The 17,113-nt window shown below is 42.2% G+C and carries 14 protein-coding genes; 3 read left to right on the top strand and 11 right to left on the bottom strand.

Annotated elements, in window-relative coordinates:
- Nucleotides 1-8 precede the first annotated feature (8 nt).
- The 5 genes from R8269_RS06000 to R8269_RS05980 form a co-directional block, all read right to left on the bottom strand.
- Nucleotides 9-773: an ABC transporter ATP-binding protein gene (locus R8269_RS06000; protein ID WP_005377721.1), complete on the bottom strand. Its 765-nt coding sequence runs from the start codon at nucleotides 771-773 to the stop codon at nucleotides 9-11.
- A 324-nt stretch (nucleotides 774-1,097) separates the two neighbouring features.
- Nucleotides 1,098-1,316, bottom strand: a complete 219-nt coding sequence (locus R8269_RS05995; RefSeq protein WP_005377723.1) for a hypothetical protein — start codon at nucleotides 1,314-1,316, stop codon at nucleotides 1,098-1,100.
- Between the two features lie 87 nt (nucleotides 1,317-1,403).
- Nucleotides 1,404-2,528 carry an HD-GYP domain-containing protein gene (locus tag R8269_RS05990; RefSeq protein ID WP_005377724.1) on the bottom strand — a complete coding sequence of 375 codons (1,125 nt, stop codon included), beginning with the start codon at nucleotides 2,526-2,528 and terminating at the stop codon, nucleotides 1,404-1,406.
- 274 nt (nucleotides 2,529-2,802) lie between these two features.
- A complete protein-coding gene (locus R8269_RS05985; protein ID WP_005377727.1) occupies nucleotides 2,803-4,008 on the bottom strand; it encodes an aromatic amino acid transport family protein in 1,206 nt (401 codons plus the stop codon).
- Nucleotides 4,009-4,169: 161 nt separating this feature from the next.
- A complete protein-coding gene (locus tag R8269_RS05980; RefSeq protein ID WP_215810264.1) occupies nucleotides 4,170-5,363 on the bottom strand; it encodes an iron-containing alcohol dehydrogenase in 1,194 nt (397 codons plus the stop codon).
- 629 nt (nucleotides 5,364-5,992) lie between these two features.
- On the opposite strand from R8269_RS05980, the gene R8269_RS05975 reads away from it, so the two are divergent.
- On the top strand, nucleotides 5,993-7,258 hold the full coding sequence (locus R8269_RS05975; protein WP_054579463.1) for an HD domain-containing phosphohydrolase: 1,266 nt from the start codon (nucleotides 5,993-5,995) through the stop codon (nucleotides 7,256-7,258).
- Between the two features lie 54 nt (nucleotides 7,259-7,312).
- On the opposite strand, the gene R8269_RS05970 is transcribed toward R8269_RS05975, so the two are convergent.
- Both R8269_RS05970 and R8269_RS05965 read right to left on the bottom strand, forming a co-directional pair.
- The gene (locus R8269_RS05970) at nucleotides 7,313-7,915 is read right to left on the bottom strand and encodes a 2OG-Fe(II) oxygenase (RefSeq protein ID WP_005377733.1); all 603 of its coding nucleotides are present in this window, start codon (nucleotides 7,913-7,915) and stop codon (nucleotides 7,313-7,315) included.
- Between the two features lie 160 nt (nucleotides 7,916-8,075).
- On the bottom strand, nucleotides 8,076-8,846 hold the full coding sequence (locus R8269_RS05965) for a TerC family protein (RefSeq protein ID WP_054579462.1): 771 nt from the start codon (nucleotides 8,844-8,846) through the stop codon (nucleotides 8,076-8,078).
- A 411-nt stretch (nucleotides 8,847-9,257) separates the two neighbouring features.
- Between R8269_RS05965 and R8269_RS05960 the strand changes: the two genes are divergently transcribed.
- A complete protein-coding gene (locus tag R8269_RS05960; protein WP_005377737.1) occupies nucleotides 9,258-10,196 on the top strand; it encodes a LysR family transcriptional regulator in 939 nt (312 codons plus the stop codon).
- A gap of 19 nt (nucleotides 10,197-10,215) precedes the next feature.
- Here the strand turns inward: R8269_RS05960 and R8269_RS05955 are convergent, their stop codons facing one another.
- The 4 genes from R8269_RS05955 to R8269_RS05940 all read right to left on the bottom strand — a co-directional run bounded on the left by R8269_RS05955 (nucleotide 10,216) and on the right by R8269_RS05940 (nucleotide 14,920).
- Complete coding sequence (locus R8269_RS05955) at nucleotides 10,216-11,097, bottom strand: YjjW family glycine radical enzyme activase (protein ID WP_170890610.1); 882 nt, start codon at nucleotides 11,095-11,097, stop codon at nucleotides 10,216-10,218.
- A 22-nt stretch (nucleotides 11,098-11,119) separates the two neighbouring features.
- Nucleotides 11,120-12,664 carry a YjjI family glycine radical enzyme gene (locus R8269_RS05950; protein WP_215810266.1) on the bottom strand — a complete coding sequence of 515 codons (1,545 nt, stop codon included), beginning with the start codon at nucleotides 12,662-12,664 and terminating at the stop codon, nucleotides 11,120-11,122.
- Nucleotides 12,665-12,878: 214 nt separating this feature from the next.
- Complete coding sequence (locus tag R8269_RS05945) at nucleotides 12,879-13,502, bottom strand: LysE family translocator (protein ID WP_025766704.1); 624 nt, start codon at nucleotides 13,500-13,502, stop codon at nucleotides 12,879-12,881.
- A 200-nt stretch (nucleotides 13,503-13,702) separates the two neighbouring features.
- The gene (locus tag R8269_RS05940; protein WP_025766705.1) at nucleotides 13,703-14,920 is read right to left on the bottom strand and encodes an HD-GYP domain-containing protein; all 1,218 of its coding nucleotides are present in this window, start codon (nucleotides 14,918-14,920) and stop codon (nucleotides 13,703-13,705) included.
- Between the two features lie 487 nt (nucleotides 14,921-15,407).
- Here R8269_RS05940 and R8269_RS05935 point away from each other — a divergent pair, with 487 nt between their 5' ends.
- Entirely contained in the window at nucleotides 15,408-17,111 is a 1,704-nt protein-coding gene (locus R8269_RS05935) for a putative bifunctional diguanylate cyclase/phosphodiesterase (protein WP_005377743.1), read from the top strand.
- The last annotated feature ends 2 nt before the right edge of the window (nucleotides 17,112-17,113 follow it).

The raw sequence follows: 17,113 nt of genomic DNA, 5'->3' as shown, positions 1-17,113 counted from the left end.
TCCAACCTTTAGCTTGGCATCGCCACCGGATAACCCGCGGGGTGGTCAGAGATCATCATCTCTATCCCATATATGTCCCTCAACTTAGGTTCAGTAAACACCTGTTCAACATTGCCTTGTGCAATCAAATCACCTTGATGTAATGCAACGATGTAGTCGCAAAATCGTGCAGCCAAGTTGATGTCGTGTAATACGATAATAACGCCCAAACCCAGTTCTTGACTGAGTTTAGAGATAAGCTTCAACATATCGACTTGATGGCTGATATCTAGCGCAGACAAAGGCTCATCAAGAAGCAAATACTCGGTTTTTTGGGCTAACAGCATAGCTAGCCACACACGTTGACGCTCTCCTCCAGATAACGTGTCCACTAAGCGATCTGCGTATTTTAGTGTGCCTGTCATCGCCATTGCTTCTTCAACAATGTCGTGATCTTTCTTACTCAAACGTCCAAGTAAACCATGCCATGGATAACGACCAAAACCGACTAAATCTCGACCTAAAATACTGTCGGTCACTGGAAGATGCTGAGGCAAGTAGGCAATGTGTTGGGCAAACTTTTTCGCTGAGAGATCGTTAATGCTCGTTCCATGCAGAACCACGTCACCAGCGGTGTATGGCTGTTGCTGTGCCAGCAACTTTAACAATGTGGATTTTCCTGAACCATTGTGTCCAACAAGAGCGTATGTTTTTCCGGGTTCAAATGTCACATCAAACGCTTTTAGCAATGACTTGCCTTCAATCTCAAACTGGAGTGCTTTAGCTTCCAACATCCCTACTTCACCTAATAGCCATTTACGAATAACAGTTATTCAGAGCTCTCATTCGTTGATCACGTTTGCCGTTCTTATTCAACAGAACGATTAATAAGGGAGGTTTTATATAACAACAAAGATACAAATGCAAACCGTTGTCATTATCATTACATCAACAAGATCATTGAGAGAATTGCTAAGTGTTAGTGATAATTTGCTCTGCTGAACTTCATTAGTAAATTATAGGCAGGTCAACGAGAGCAGCGGTCTCCCACTGCTCTCGCATAAATTTGAACGAATACTGCAGCGTATGAAGAAATGAAAAATGCCGCAGTGAATACATTAATGACGAGCGTCAGCGCCAAACTCTACTTCTTTATAGATATCGGCCAGCGACTTTTTACCTTGTTTGTCTTTGGCTGAACGCTTTTTCTTAGTTTGATAATGGTATTCTTGCTCCTGAAGTGCTTGTTCGTGCTCTTTTGCTGACTCAACAAACTCAGGATTTGCAAGTGCTTGTTGGCGTAAGCGGTTTACTCTTTCAAGGGTTTCCCACAACATACTTCACCTCCAAACTTATTACTGTATATAAAAACAGTATTGTTTAAATATTCCTCCTCGTCAACATTTCAACTTTGTTACTGCTCTTCACATTAACCCCAAGCCTGTATAGTGCTCGGGATATTTGTGGATGATTTGCTTTATATAACCTTGATGCTCTCGCAGAGCATCAACACATTCTCGAGATAACCATCCCTGATATACCCATTTTTCAAGTTCTAACAATGCGTATGGGATGGACCACGCTTGTCTGTACGGATGGTGCGTCGTCATAAAATCAAAGGCATTCGCGACAGCCGTAATTTGCGCGGCGATTGGTATATCATCATTGGTTAAACCATAAGGATAACCAGTGCCATTTAAGTTTTCGTACTGATAAGTAACCATCTGCAAAAACAAAGTCACACTCGGGTGAACCGGATTTCCGATACGGGCAACCATGCCATCCGCTGAATCGATACAACGCTCAATATGTTGAATCAATATCGCCTCTTGTTCTTGAGAGTAATTTGTTCGGCGGCTAGCAATTTCAACTGGCAGCTGACTATCACCGAGCGCATGGAACTGAGCAAAAATACCAATATCTTCGACCATTTCGTCATTCAGGTGATAACGATCCGCTAACTGCGTTGCGATAATTTGACTGTAGTACTTCATGCGTTTGGTATGCGCGTAATACTCAGGTGAATAGCCTGGCATCATACATTGCATTCGGTTCGCTAGCGTTTCTATCGCATTGACTACTTGAGTTTCTGATTCAACCGCAAATCGAATCATTTCGAAATAAGGTTTAAGACCATTCAGCGCTTCTAAACTAAACGCATCACGTTGAGTGGAGTTCAAAAATACAAAACCAGTAAAAGCTTTATTGTCATAACAAGGAATAGCAGCCGACGACTGATATCCGTGTTTGAGTAAAATTTGAACCCGAGGACAGTGCTTAATATCATGAAGGTCTTCGACGATACGAGGAACCGCGTTTTTAGAGGCAATATTGAGGTGGTGGAGTTTACGGAATGCTGATTCGTGATGGGCTAAACACCAAGTGTCGAACTCACTTTCTGCAAATGATTTGAGCACATCTTGGTCTGGGTGATATTTTGCAAATGACACCCTATCAATACATGGCAAGTGCGCCTGCATCCTGCCTTTTAGCGTTTGCAGTTGCTCGTTAAGCGGTTTTGCAAACGGGTAAAAACTCCGGTGCGCCATGCTTCACCTCCACACCAAAGCAGAGAAACAAGAAAAGCTCATTGTGTTGCAAATTCAATGGTATTTTGAGCGGTTTTCTCCACTTAAATTATCGATATACCACAACTTAAGTGTACGAAATAAAAGCACATTTCTACCAATTTTTTCACCGGATATCTTACGGTAATTTGATCCAGATTAAAAAAGCCAACGAGCGAAACTCGTTGGCCTAACAATACTGATTGATTACGATGGATTCAGTAACTAGAAGTTATTCAAAGAACGTTCTAAACAACTAGCCTAGAGCAGGAAGCACACCCAGCGTAATTAACACCTGAGCGAATACGATGCCAGTGCCAGCGATGCCCGTTATCACTAACGCACCTTGACCACCTGCGACGCGGTACTCCCCAGTAAAATCATCCGATTTACGAACCTTGATCACCATAACCAAAGGCAAAAAGATGGCTAAAATCGCTAAGGCAATCGCTGCATAGCCCAAAGCCATAATAAAGCCTTGAGGATAGAAAAGTGCGAAGCCTAGCGGTGGGGTAAACGTCACTAGTGCCGCAATCAAACGATTAGGCTTATCGTTAGTTCCTTTGATGGTATCACCCAAAAACTCGAATAGACCTAAACTCACACCAAGAAATGACGTTAACAGTGCCAAATCAGCAAATACACCGACAATGTTGCCTAAGTTTGATTGGTGCACCGTCTGCGATAGTTGACCAATAAGCGCGCTCAACCCACCGTTTTCAATAAGAGTACTTTGGCTAACCACACCCAACGTCACGATTTGCCAAAAGATATAAATAACGAGTGGAATCGTCGAACCAATAATAACGGCTTTGCGTAAAGAAGAGGTGTCACCGTCTAAGTAATTCACAATTGCAGGAATACTTCCGTGGAAACCAAACGAAGTAAAGATAACCGGAATCGCCGCTACAACAAGGCCTTGTTCGATTGGCATACTTAACAAGTAAGATTCCGTAACGTTTGGAGCAAGAAAAGAAAGCACCGCAACCATCGCAATGAGCTTCATCGCGAACAGAACTCGGTTTACTTTATCGACCGTACCGGTACCCACTGTCACAACTAAAGTCACAATCAAGGTAAAGATTATCGTTGATGTAGGCCCTGAAATATCGAGGTCAAACCATTGTGCAAGGCGGTCTCCGAACTGAGCACCACCGCCAGCGATATACGCTGCACATAATGAGTAGAAAAGAAACAACATCGCAAAACTTGCCACCCACTTGCCTTTTTGACCTAGGATCTGTTTCGCCAAAGTATGAAGTGTAGCACTACTCTCCGCATGTTGATGAAGCTCAAGCATAAGCAAGGCAGTGAAAGCCATCAGAGCCCATAAGCCTAGCATGATGATAATAGAAGTTGAAAAACCAATGCCGGCAGAGGCAAGTGGAAGCGCTAGCATACCAGCGCCTATTGTAGTGCCCGCAATAATTAGCGTACTACCGAATACTTTAGAACGACTCATTGTATATTAATCTTTACACTTTATTAGAAATTATCAGTATTAGATCGGGCAACGGCGGACCGAAACCAACACCATATTTGTATTGCCGTCGATATTGTAGGATCTTTAGCAGAAGATCAAGCAAAGTGTAAGGATAAAAAACCACACATGTAAACTATAATTTACGCCTTGCTGATATTTAACAATAACTGTGTGCATTCTTCCCTGTTCATGAACTTGGGAACAGGGTAATTCCAGTGCGCCTCTTTCAGAATTAAATCAACAAGCGCATCAGCATCTTCACGTTGAATGAGCGCACTGGTTTGCTCAATATCAATAGTTGAAAACAAGGACTCCAGATTCGCCAAAAAATGCTGAGCACTTGCGTTACCTAACTGCCCCTCGGCCGTCAACTCATCGAGCTTTCTTAGTTGAGGCTCAATCTCTGATAATGAAAAGCGCAGCACAGGCAACAAGGCTAATCCGTTTGCCATACCATGAGGTATTCCATATCTCGCACCGAATGTGTGAGCAAAGGCATGAACATAACCCAAACTCGCTTTGGTAAATGCTAAACCCGCGTAATAGGATGCCATAGCCATTTTATGACGAGCTTCGACATCATCCCCTTGCATCACAGCCCTAGGAAGATATTTAAAAATGAGTTTAATAGCGGCAACCGAATAAGCCATCGTTTCTTGAGTAGCGTTTTTCGATACATAGGCCTCAATAGCGTGGGTTAATGCATCAACGCCAGTATCAGCCGTGATCTTAGGAGGTAAACCAATCATTAAATTCGCATCTAAAGCTGCCATTAGTGGCACCAACTTTGGATCCATTAAAGGGGTTTTAATGTGTGAGGAGGGATCTGACACGACCGCAGCTATAGTAACTTCACTTCCGGTTCCAGCCGTTGTTGGAATAGCAAAAAGCGGCGCTGGCATTCGCCATACCTTCAATAGTCCAGCTAATTTTTTGATTGGCCGTTTATTGGTAACTTTCGCAGCGATGACTTTTGCACAATCCATTGCAGAGCCGCCACCCAAAGCTAATATGCCCTCACAATGAAAACGATGATAAGCCTCTAGACCGCTCTCTACCTGATCATAGGTAGGATCGGGCTTAACTTGCGAGAAAACATCTAACTGTAAATCGAGTTTTGCTGCAGCCTCAAGCACCTTATCTACAATACCGACTTGGACTAACCCTTCGTCGGTAACTAACAAAACGCGTTTAAATCCCAGCTCGGTCATCGATTCTAATAGCTCATTCATCGAACCAGGGCCGGAAAACAAGGTTGGTCTCGGCATAGGAAGGATATGGGCTGCAATTTTTAACCCAGCGGTGTAACTCCGGTATAAACGATGCTTCAACATACGAAATCCTTTTCATTTAGAGCTATCATTCTAGCTACTTTTACTACCTATGCTTACTTTGCAATCACACATTTTCAATAAACTTATCTCACTAAAAGGGCTAGCATCGCTGGGAAACCGTACCATTTTATTATCTTTCCTCAACGACATGAGCTACAGAGAAAATGTTTTCAACGACGCTCTATTGTCATGTAGTTAACAAGCTTCTTTCCCTATTACTCTGTTAGTTACAGAGCGAGCCTCGAAGAAGTCTTCTTATTTTTTGCCTTCAAAAGCAACAATATGAATTCTGTTAATCAGACACCAATACCGTGTGTCTCTGGTTGAGCCCGAGCACGATTTACAAAAATAAAAATAAGAATGCGTTACATCATGATTTATTGTCGTTTTCAAATAAGTCAACAAGAGCAACAATAATCTTTCAAAACTTATACTTAGTTCAAATATCTGACTCTTAACCATGAGCTTCAGGTGATATTATTATGCAACTAGGATTATTATCCCGCCCATAATCAAAACTATGTCTAAACGCCCACCTTTTTGGGGTCTATTCGCTGTCGTACCCAATTTTTCCTATCACCTTCTGATTTGGGTTTAGCGTGGGCTAATTAGCAATGTCGGTATAAACCATGAATCATTCTTGCCATTCCCATACGGACATGGGCTTTGAAGTCGATCTGAAACAAGCACTTATCTGGGTTGCTCGAGCACTCGACTATGTCGGTGTTGATGATACGCACCATAGCCATCGTGTCGCTTACATCGCTTACCAATGTGCTCGGGTCATGAACTGGGAACCAGAAAAAGCGGAGTTTTGCTACTTCGCAGGGATGATCCACGATTGTGGAGTCTCCGAAACACAAGAACATAAAATGTTACTTGAGGAGTTGGTGCCACAAGATGTAAAAACACATTGCTTAAGAGGATACCGAAGCCTCAAGCAGTGTCGTTTGTTGCGTCAGTTTGCTACACCTGTTCTTTACCACCATACACATTGGAGTGAACTAAAATATCTTGATTTACCGCCTTTTGAAAAAGAGGTCGCTGCCCTACTCTATTTAGCCGATCGTCTCGATTTTATGCGTTCCAAATACGTCATGAACTGCCACTGTGACATTGTCACACTTCATGAAGAACTAATTGCAGAATGCATCATGGCAAACGCTGGAACTTTGTTTAATCCAGACATGGCTAAGGCAATGGTTAAGCTCGTTATGACCGACGCATTTTGGTTCGCGATGGAGTCTGAAAATATAGAAACCATCGGATTAAACTTTAAAAGCATTGATTGGCTTCAAAAACAGCTCACCATCCAAGATATGAATAGTTTGGGAATGTTTATCGCTCGAATTGTTGACGCAAAAAGCCCATTTACTTATCAACATTCGCAAAAAGTGGCGGAGTTATCTCGGTATCTAGCCATCAAGCTTGGGTTCTGTGAGCACGACCAAGAGATGTTATTTATTGCTGGGTTGGTGCATGATATCGGAAAGTTAAAAACACCAGATGAGATTCTTCATAAAGAAGGCTCTCTTAATAAACAAGAGTATACGCGTATTAAACGCCATACAATTGATACTCAGCTCGCATTACACAAAGTGTTTCCCAACGCTAAAATAGCGGAGTGGGCCTCTAATCATCACGAGCGTTTGGACGGTTCAGGCTATCCTTATCATAAAACAGGAGACGAACTCGATGTACCATCGCGTATTGTCGCGGTTGCCGATGTTTTTCAAGCTCTGTCTCAGGACCGTCCCTACCGCGGACGAATGGCGCAAGCACAAATCGCCGCGATTATGGGTGCGCAAGTCGCTAAACAAGAACTTTGTCCTGACGTCTATGCAGTACTAGAGCGAAACATGACCGAGTGTTACAAGCTATCAACTAATGTTTAATCGATAAAGGGCGTATCTACGCCCTTTGCTGATTTTATGCTGGTTGCAAACCAATCATTTTGCAATATCAAGTACATTGTCTCGCACACCATTGATTCTGAACCAACCTGCAATGCTGAACCGCTCTGCGTTGGTCGGTAAAACCTCATGCGGGAATTGCTCAGATAAGAATAAAAGTAAGCGTCCTGATTGAGGAGGGATGGTAGCTATCTTATTATCATTTAGATCGTAAACCACCAATTCACCTGCATCCTTTTCCGTCCAAGATTCGTTCATGTAAAAAACGGTTGTCAATCGACGGTTTTCATTGCCCTTAAAACAATCTAGATGCTTTTGGTAGAAATCCCCTTCCTCGTACTTGGCAAAGTGAGCTTCATACTCAAAAAGTCCCAGAAACAAGTGACGGTTCACTTCTTGGCGTATTTCTTCCATCTTATCTAAGTAAGAAGTAACCGCGTGCCCCATATTGGGCGATAACCATTGAATTTTGTCACTTCGAATTGACTCAATACGAGTCACATCGTCATTACGACCAATACGCGCTTTTTTCCAGTTACTTGGAATGCAGTCTCGTAATTGAGCCACTTCTTGTTCAGAAAGAAAATCATCCCAGATGTAGTAGCCATGGGTTGCTAACGCATCGATCATTTTATCCATTATTGCCGTTCACTCATATTAGTTGGGCGGTCTATATAAAAAATCTTCAACCCCACAACAAATGCGATTTTTTGTCGAAACGACAACAAAATAAAAAGAGAGTAAAAATAGGTGATGACGAATATAAAAATGCCGCTCATATGAGCGGCAATATCTTTTATTATTGACGAGCTTCTAATCTGGTTGGATGAACTCGCAACGGACTAAGACGTTTAATAGTCGGGCGTTGTTTGTTTTTTAACTGGATATGACAAAGTTCCAGAATTAAGCCGAATGCCATCGCAAAGTACACATAACCTTTGTTGATATGAATTTCGAAGCCTTCTGCCATCAATAAACCACCTAACAAAACAAGGAATAACAAAGCAAGTGTCTTAAAACCAGGGTAACACGACACCAGGTTATTGATTTTTTCGGCTGTCATGACCATCACGATAGCTGACGAAACAATCGCTGCGACCATAAGTGGGACATCACTTGTCAAACCAACGGCGGTTATCACCGAGTCCATCGAGAATACAGCATCCACGGCAACAATCTGCAACAGAACTACCGCTAAACCAGTGCGGGCGTGAGTTGAGTGAGCCGACTCGTTGTGATTTAACCAACTCCACAACTCTTTCAGGCTTTTAGCCAAGAGGAATACACCACCCGCAATCATGATGACGTCTCTTCCGGTAAACGCTTGGTTCGCCAAAGAAAATAGCGGTTGAGTCAGTTGCATGATCCAAGAGATTGAAAACACTAAACCAATACGAGCAATAACAGCAAGACCAATACCAAGGTTTCTTGCCAGCTTACGTTGGTGCAGCGGCAGTCTTTCACATAAGACAGAGATAAAAACGACGTTATCAACGCCTAAGACAACTTCAAGCGCAAACAAAGTGGCGAAAATAGCCAAAGCTTCTGGTTGCATAAAAAGTTCTAGCATGAGCATGTCTCCAATAATAAGAAGACATATGGTGAAGGGTTTTGTCGACTAAAGGGGTCGTCCATTAATTATTTATACCTTTGTTACTGAGGGATCATGAGTAAATCACCAAACAATCAACAAAACAATATCTATTTTAATTAACAAGGAACAAGTTTAATTCGTGTACAAATCAATCAACTCCTCCAAATTGATTAAAATTACATAGAAGCTTTAGTATTGAATAAATGAAAGCATTAAAGTCCAACAAAACTAAGATAAATTTCTAGACTTATAAGCACCATCAATCCTTATGCAACCCATTAAATGCATTGAGCTCAAAGAGAAACAGGCGTGTTTCCGAGATAAACAATAGTAAAAATTTGTTTCATGCTGATATACTGCCAAAAATCATAAGAAACCATGCTATTTATGGACTACATTGCTCTTTCGCGTATAAGCCTTAAACATCTAACTGTTTTACATATGTTGTTAACCACTCACAGCGTCACACTTGCGGCAGAACGCTTGTGTGTAACACCATCGAGCGTCAGTAAAACGCTCGGACAGTTGCGCGAAACGCTAAAGGATGACCTTTTTTACCGTGATGGCACTCGCTTAGTGCCGACAGCATTTGCGCTGCATATAGGCCCTTCAATCCATGGCATACTCTCCAGTATGAATGGGTTATTACATCAAGGCTCTTTTAATCCGGCTTACTATCAAGGTAGTTTTTCATTAGCAATGCGTGAAAGTTCGTTTGAGCTCTTTGCGCCAGTTCTACAGCATCTGTCCCAACAACTGAGTAACCACGCGCACTTGAATGTCCATGCGAAAGAGGAAATGAGCTTCGATGCATTAGCAAGAGGTCAAGTGGATTTTTTGTTGCTTCCTCACGATCTCAGCCAACCACCCACACAAAATAAAGACTTGGTATGGAAAACCATTTTGAAAGACGAAATGGTTTGCTTAATGAGAGCATCGAACCCACTCGCTGAGCAACCCTTATCTGTTGAAAGTTACCTTTGTGCAAGACACATCGGTATTCATGATAAAGATCTGTCACAACCTTATTTTGAGCAAAATCTCACCCAAAGGCATTCAAAGCGAAACTTGGCCATGCGTGTAGCCGACTTTGGTTCAGCTGCGGTGATGTGTCAGCACTCGGATTACTTGTTCACATGCTCCAAGCTTTGGGCAAGAGCGGCAATGCAAGCAAAAGGTTTGGTTGAGCAAGCTCTTCCATTCGATTACGGGCAAGTAGCCTACAGCCTCGTTTGGAACAAAGCGAGCTTAAACGATCCCGCTTTAAAATGGTTACAGCAACAATTACTCGACGCTTGCGCCATGTTAGATGCCTGTGATGCGTAAGCATAGATAAACAACGGTACTACGTGAGTACTGTCGGCACTGTGATAGGGTTACTCACGTAGCATCGAAGCTCTGATTTTAAGCGTTCGATATCATGATGAGAGCACATATCCCAAGTTAACGCCTCCCCCACTACTCCTTGATGCTGAAAGGCATTTAAACGGATAAGCACCGATTCAGGAAGAGTACTCAAGTAACGTCCAATTGCTACGATTTCTATATCTAAATCACTTTTTCGGGGAATATGCAGTAAGCGGACCTCGTACAATTTTTCGTGCTCAACAAGGTACTGAAGGGTTTTAAATACACGATGATTATCACGCCCAGTTAGCCACTGATGCGTCTCCGTCTGCCACGCTTTCAAATCGATCATTGCGCCATCCAGAAAAGGTAGAATACGCTGCCAACCAGCAACCGCTAAAGAACCGTTACTGTCGATGAAACAAGAGAGGTGCCGTAATTCAGGATCTTGTTTTATCCCTTTAAACAGCTCAATAATGAAAGGAAGTTGTAAGGTAGATTCCCCACCGGATACAGTAACACCACTGATGAAAAAGCGATGTTTGCGTATCAAATCGAGCATTGTTACTACAGAGTAATCAGTAATTTTTGGATTAGATTGGTTCTGACATATCTCTATACAATGATCGCAGTGGGTGCACTCCTCTTTAAGCCAAACAACGTTGTTGTTTTCGTCGAACTTCAATGCGCCTGCTGAACATTCACTCACACACTCACCACAATGATTACAATGGTTTATCGTGTGAGGATTGTGGCAGTTCAAACACTGATAGTTACAACCCTGTAGAAAGATGACTAGACGATTTCCTGGCCCATCAACACAAGAGAAAGGAAGGATACGAGTGACTTTTGCCAAAAGGCTTCCACTTCGTCTAGACATCTTGTTCTTTCCTAAACCGAACTTATGCCTGCGTGTAAGTCGGTGTTACTTCATGACTCACCACACGTGGCGAGCGTTCTAAAATTTTGGTATTTTTTGCTGCTTCTGCACCTAGAAACGTCGTGTTGGTTCTCGAACCTTCTTTATCATATTTCGCGACGTCTGAAAGTTTGATCATGTAGCCTGTCACGCGAATTAAGTCATTTGAAGTGACATTCGCGGTAAACTCACGATAACCAACATTTAGTGCCCCTTTACATAAATTGAACATCGCTTCTGGGTTAGATTTCACCGTTTCATCAATCGTCAAAACATCGCTGATACCCGCACGATAATACTGATGATGCTTCGCCGTTGCTTGTACATAAGTGACAGGGTCTGGCTCTGCACCATAAGGCAGACGTACACCTGGCGTAACATCATGATCTAAGCTAATGCCGCCTTGTGCATGTAAGAGCGCTTTGCCATCTAAACCATATTTCACCGGGGTTGAGTCCACCAGTTTAGCCAGTGTTGCTGAAACATCATGAGCAAAAGTATTTGCTCGATCATTTTTTCCGTATCGCCCTATTTGCCCTTCTTTTTCAAATAGAAGGTTTACCGCTTCGGCCATGCCGTAAACGCCATACATTGGCGCGAAATAGGACTCTTTTATCAACCCTTCTTGCGTCAAAAAGCCTTGAAAGAAGTTCGATTTTTCATGCAAGTGCGTGCTTCTTGCGTTTATGAGCTCGACCATTAATCGATGGTAAGAAGGCAACGCACTGTTTAAGAAGTCGTTACAGTCTGATGCTCGTTTTGCAACTTCTTTTAAATTCATTCGCACCAATGTGTTCGAGCCACCTGCTAATGGAAGCGAGTTGTAGCAACTTACAATACCAAAGCGTGAGCCGTTGTAGGCTTTCGCGTGCATTGGGTAATTGGCGATATGCGGTTTACTGCATTCACAAATGTTCTGTGTCGCTTGACGAAGTAAATCATCAGGTGTAACTGTCTCGTCGTACATAAAGGTGAGATTCGGTGCGATCTGCTTGAGCTCCGCATCTACTTTTAAAACAGTGCGACAAATAATGTTGTCTGTCGGTCCGACATTCACATGCATAAACGCATCTGGCAATGTGCGATCCAGCATGATCCAAAAATGTTTTAACTTTTTGTAAATCTGGCTCTCTGTTAGGTCGCCTATGTAAGGCAACAAGACATCATCTAACTGACCTAAATAAACCGGAATGTTCGTTACCGAAGGAACATGATGGTAAATGATGGTAAGCATATTCAGCGCATCATCGAAATCATCAGCCGGAGACAACTCTAGATAGTCTGAGCCTTGCGATAGAAATTTAGCGTAATCAGGCAACACGTAGCGAGGTTTAAACGGTGCATGACCTTCAAACATATCGCAGATGATGCCTTCATCCATTGCTTGTCTCAGTGATGAAGATACGGTCATGTAAGGAATGCACGCTTCCGCCTCTAAAGCTAAAAAACTCGACTTCTGTTTTGGAGAAAGACGGACGTCGGTCGCGATATCTAGAAAACGTTGTTGTAGTTTAGAAAGGCTTGTCATCTAAGATATTCCTACAAAGTAACCACAAGCCCACAAGACAAAAAATACGAGCTCTACCCCTAAAGAGTAACGTGATTTTACTCCTGCTTGGCTGTTGCCACTAATGAAAATAAACAAAACGTCTATTTCCATTCTGGAAATAAGACAAAGCTAAATTAGCGCATTCCAACTTACTATATGGAAAAACCTAACTGCGTACCGAAGTCTGTCTTATTTATCGGTTTGCCGTCGACAACATCACGCCTGCACCAATAAATACTCCACCAGTCAAACGATTGAACAACTTCGCTCTTCCAGCGACAAACAACCAATCGGAGGCTTTTACCCCTAACAATGCATAAAATGTTAGCCAGCTAAGCTCAAAAACCACAAATGTAGACGCGAAAATCGCGTATTGAGACAGTAGCGGTGCGGAAGGTTCTATGAATTGAGGAAACAAAGCGGTGAAAAAGACTATCGCTTTGGGATTACTAGCGCCAACAATGAAACCACTAGTGAACGCGCTAAACGCTGTCGCGGAACTTTGAGTCGTTGCCGTTTTATTAAAATCTGTCTGAGATGAGCGCAACGCTTGAATACCTAACCAGATTAAATAAGCGGCACCACACCATTTAATAATATTAAAAACCAACTCAGATGAAGCAATGACAACTCCCAGCCCGGTAAATGAGAGCGTAAGGATGATCGTAATCGCAGACAAACTGCCAAGCGCAGTCATGAAAGCAATACGAAACCCACTACTCACTCCTTTACTCAAACACAACAGTGAGCTTGGTCCTGGTGAAGCTGTGAGCACGAGAATGGCAAGAGTGTAAAAAATCCATGTATCTATTTGCATTGGCATCCCTTCCAGCAAAATGAGGTTTATAGCCCATTGTGTAGAACTATTTTATCGCCCGGTTTCTATCCATGAAGCCGAGGGCTTAATAACCATCTTGCATCTAAATAACTTAGAAAAAATTAATAGATAGTTATGCAAATAAAATACGATCTACATGCAAGGATGTAAAGCCTGTTGTATAAGCTTATCTATTTCTCTTAATCATAAAAAGGCTTAGGATCGATCTCTAACGATGAAGGCGCGATCGCTCTTTCAATTTTGTACGCACTCGTTTTTAAATCCACCATCGTGACATCAATGTATCGTTTATACTTGCGGGAGTAAAAACATTTCACTTCTGGCTTTAATGCTTGAGATTCATTTGAAGACCAAACAATACCAACACGCCCATCGTTCAACTCGACAATGGAGCCTACGGGATACATCCCAATGCAATTAATGAATTTGTAAACTAAGTCGGCGTCTAAATGAAATGGCGTTAGACTCAACAAGATTTTAAACGCTTCCGCAGAACTCATGCCTTTTTTGTAACAGCGATCAGCCGTTAGCGCATCGTAGATATCTACAATACAGCTCATACGGCCGTGAATTGGAATCTCCTCCCCCTTCAAGCCTCTAGGATAACCATTGCCATCTAACTTCTCGTGGTGCATCAAACAAACATCACGGCTTACGTCACTAAGTCCTTTTACGTGAAGGATTATCTCACCTGCGAACACTTGATGTAGCTTCATATGTTCAAATTCTTCAGGCGTTAGCTTCGCTGGCTTGTGCAAGATCTTATCATCGACTTTAATTTTACCTACATCATGAATAATGCCACCTACAGCAAGCTGTTTTAGCGTTGGCTTATCCAAGCCCAAGTACTTTCCGAATGACACTAAAAGACAAGCGACATTGACGGAGTGTTCCAATAAATAAGAGTCTTTTTTTCGGAGCGCAGAGACACACTGCAACGCATCTGAGTCAATCAAAACACTTTCAATGACATCGTCAGCCCAAGCTTCTACTTCATCAACTTCAATGATTTTTCCTTCAAAAGTTTGATTCAATAGTTTCTGCGCCAAATCTTTTGCTTCGGCGATCAGCTTTTTGGCTCGCTTGTGTTGGATGTCTCTCGAACGATAAGTTCGTTGACCCCTCTTAAAATCGGAGTGTTTCTGCTCTCGCGTCTCTTTAGTGGCATCAGTTGATTCATCTACAGGCTTGAAGACACACTGCTGCGAAGATAATGTTTGATCTACCCAAACATACTTTACGCCACTTGTAGCAAGCTTCTTAATGCCTTCAGGGCTAGATATCCGCCCTGCATTGGCTAAATTGACGCGCTTGTTGTGCTCTATCGCGGTAACAAACATACCAACGCCGATATCAGCGAGCGCAATTTTGATTGAATTTTTCGGATCGTACTGCATATAAAGAAGGCTTACTCGATATTAACGTCCGCATTATAAGAGATTTGATTACTTGGCGTGATAATAAATTTGAATTGATTACAATTAATGAGCATCCTGTCAATTAATAATCGGTCGCGCTCATTAAGTCCTTTTTGTTATTATGGTTTTATCCAAGATAACATATATACAAATGACGTTAGAAAACAACACATTGATACCGACACAACTGAAAATAACTTTAGGATAATTATTCATAAATATTTATAGATTGCGGACGGCATCAATAACTGTATTTTATAAATGATTTTTACTGTTGACTATTTTTTATAAATGTCGATGATTAGCCGCCTAATCTTAGTATGTTATTAACCTAGTAGCGCATAAAATGATAGCCAAACAATTTGAACTGACACTTTTGTGATTGTAATGTACGCCAGCAGATCAACTCTATGTTATCAACCCCAACACTCATCTCTGATGCTAAAAGGCTCGAGGAGGAAATATCTTGACCACCATATTTGACCAACAAGTCTCAGATAGTGACCGAGAGTTCCTAAAAATCGTCGAAGAACGATTCATTCATATCTTCGATGTATTTAACGAAGGCCTCTTTTACATGGATGAGTTTGGCACCATGGTATTTTATAACAAGGGCTTTTATGAGCAGCTTGGTATCAACGCTGGTCGAATCAGCTTAGAGCAATGGTTAGACCTTGTTCACCCTCTCGATCGAGAAAGACTCTCCACTCGGGTCGATGCTCACATCATTACCAACAACACGAGAGTCACAACGACCTACCGCGTGCGTAAACCCAATGGACAGTACGTCTGGATTGAAGGCGTAGCCATGACCAAAGAAACAGAACATGGTCATTATATGGTTGGTAGCCACCGTGATATTTCTGAACGCAAGCTGATGGAAAGCTACATTCATCAAGTCGCATTTCATGACAATGCGTCAGGTATGGCTAATCGCGCCCATCTCTTGCTGGATATTGAAGATAGTGTGCGAGCCACTGATTCTTGTGCATCTATCTGTTACATTCAGATAGAAGAGATTAAATCTTACTTAAATCAATATGGCAGCGAGTTGGTCGATGGGTTAGTGGAAAAATTGCTACAAACTCTCAGTCACCTACCTTCTCCAAATAGTTCTGTATATCGCGTACATGATGATGACTTTGCGATTTTGATTCACGATGAATGCTCGGTAGAAACGCTGCAAAGTTACGCCGAAAGTTTAAAGGAAACCTACCACGAGGCAGTGATTGAAGAGGGCCAATACTTAGGAAGTAACATTAGTATTGGTTTGTATCCTTGCATAGATCCAAGTCACTCAGCAGAGGAAATATTGCGTAAAGCAGCACGAACTTGTCAGTACGCAAGCGAGCAGAATAAAGACCGTGTTGCGGTTTACAGTGAGAAAACTCAGCATGCCGTAGACCGTTATTTCTTTATTGAACAAGGTCTAAAAAGTGCACTAGAAAAACAGACATTAAGCGTTAAGTTTCAGCCAATTATTGACGCCAAAAGCTCAAAAGTAGTGAGCTTCGAATCTCTGGTTCGCTGGCGTAGCAAAGAGTTTGGCGAAATTTATCCAGACGAATTCATCCCCGTGGCAGAGAACAAAGGTTTGATTGTCGAACTCGGATATCAAGTCTTTGCCAAAGCGTGTGAATTTATCAAAAACTACCGTGAGCGTTACCAAAACCAAGTTCGTGTAAACGTGAATGTTTCTGTACTTCAGTTAATGAATAGTGAATTCCCTGCGCGAATTAAAGCCATGGCGGATGAGGTTGGTGTCGATCCTGAGTCTATTGTGTTGGAACTAACAGAAACGTTTATTTTGGATAATAATCAGACAGCCATTGCCCCTCTGAATACCCTCAGGGAACTAGGATTTGCACTCTCTCTGGATGACTTTGGATCCGGTTACAGTTCATTAAATAGCTTCTTCGACCTCCCGATGACACAAATCAAAATTGATAGGTCGATGGCGTGGAAAACACTAACCAACCGCTCTTCACAAGAATATCTGAAGTTTCTTATCACTATGTGCCAGGAAAATAATATTGAAGTAGTGATTGAGGGAATTGAAGACGCCAAAATGTGTGAATTTTTTACCGAAATGGGCGTCGATTATCTGCAAGGTTATTGGTTCTCTAAGCCACTTTCTGTTGCCAGTGCAAGCCGCTATTCGTTGAGTTAAGC

It is taken from the genome of Vibrio sp. Vb0667 (assembly GCF_033391095.1).
This window is presented reverse-complemented; position numbering and strand designations above follow the sequence as displayed.

What these genes read in the sequence shown, in the direction of transcription:
- R8269_RS06000 (WP_005377721.1), bottom strand. Translation starts at nt 773, where the DNA reads ATGTTGGAAGCTAAAGCACTCCAGTTTGAGATTGAAGGCAAGTCATTG.
- R8269_RS05995 (WP_005377723.1), bottom strand. Translation starts at nt 1,316, where the DNA reads ATGTTGTGGGAAACCCTTGAAAGAGTAAACCGCTTACGCCAACAAGCA.
- R8269_RS05990 (WP_005377724.1), bottom strand. Translation starts at nt 2,528, where the DNA reads ATGGCGCACCGGAGTTTTTACCCGTTTGCAAAACCGCTTAACGAGCAA.
- R8269_RS05985 (WP_005377727.1), bottom strand. Translation starts at nt 4,008, where the DNA reads ATGAGTCGTTCTAAAGTATTCGGTAGTACGCTAATTATTGCGGGCACT.
- R8269_RS05980 (WP_215810264.1), bottom strand. Translation starts at nt 5,363, where the DNA reads ATGTTGAAGCATCGTTTATACCGGAGTTACACCGCTGGGTTAAAAATT.
- R8269_RS05975 (WP_054579463.1), top strand. Translation starts at nt 5,993, where the DNA reads ATGAATCATTCTTGCCATTCCCATACGGACATGGGCTTTGAAGTCGAT.
- R8269_RS05970 (WP_005377733.1), bottom strand. Translation starts at nt 7,915, where the DNA reads ATGGATAAAATGATCGATGCGTTAGCAACCCATGGCTACTACATCTGG.
- R8269_RS05965 (WP_054579462.1), bottom strand. Translation starts at nt 8,846, where the DNA reads ATGCTAGAACTTTTTATGCAACCAGAAGCTTTGGCTATTTTCGCCACT.
- R8269_RS05960 (WP_005377737.1), top strand. Translation starts at nt 9,258, where the DNA reads ATGGACTACATTGCTCTTTCGCGTATAAGCCTTAAACATCTAACTGTT.
- R8269_RS05955 (WP_170890610.1), bottom strand. Translation starts at nt 11,097, where the DNA reads ATGTCTAGACGAAGTGGAAGCCTTTTGGCAAAAGTCACTCGTATCCTT.
- R8269_RS05950 (WP_215810266.1), bottom strand. Translation starts at nt 12,664, where the DNA reads ATGACAAGCCTTTCTAAACTACAACAACGTTTTCTAGATATCGCGACC.
- R8269_RS05945 (WP_025766704.1), bottom strand. Translation starts at nt 13,502, where the DNA reads ATGCAAATAGATACATGGATTTTTTACACTCTTGCCATTCTCGTGCTC.
- R8269_RS05940 (WP_025766705.1), bottom strand. Translation starts at nt 14,920, where the DNA reads ATGCAGTACGATCCGAAAAATTCAATCAAAATTGCGCTCGCTGATATC.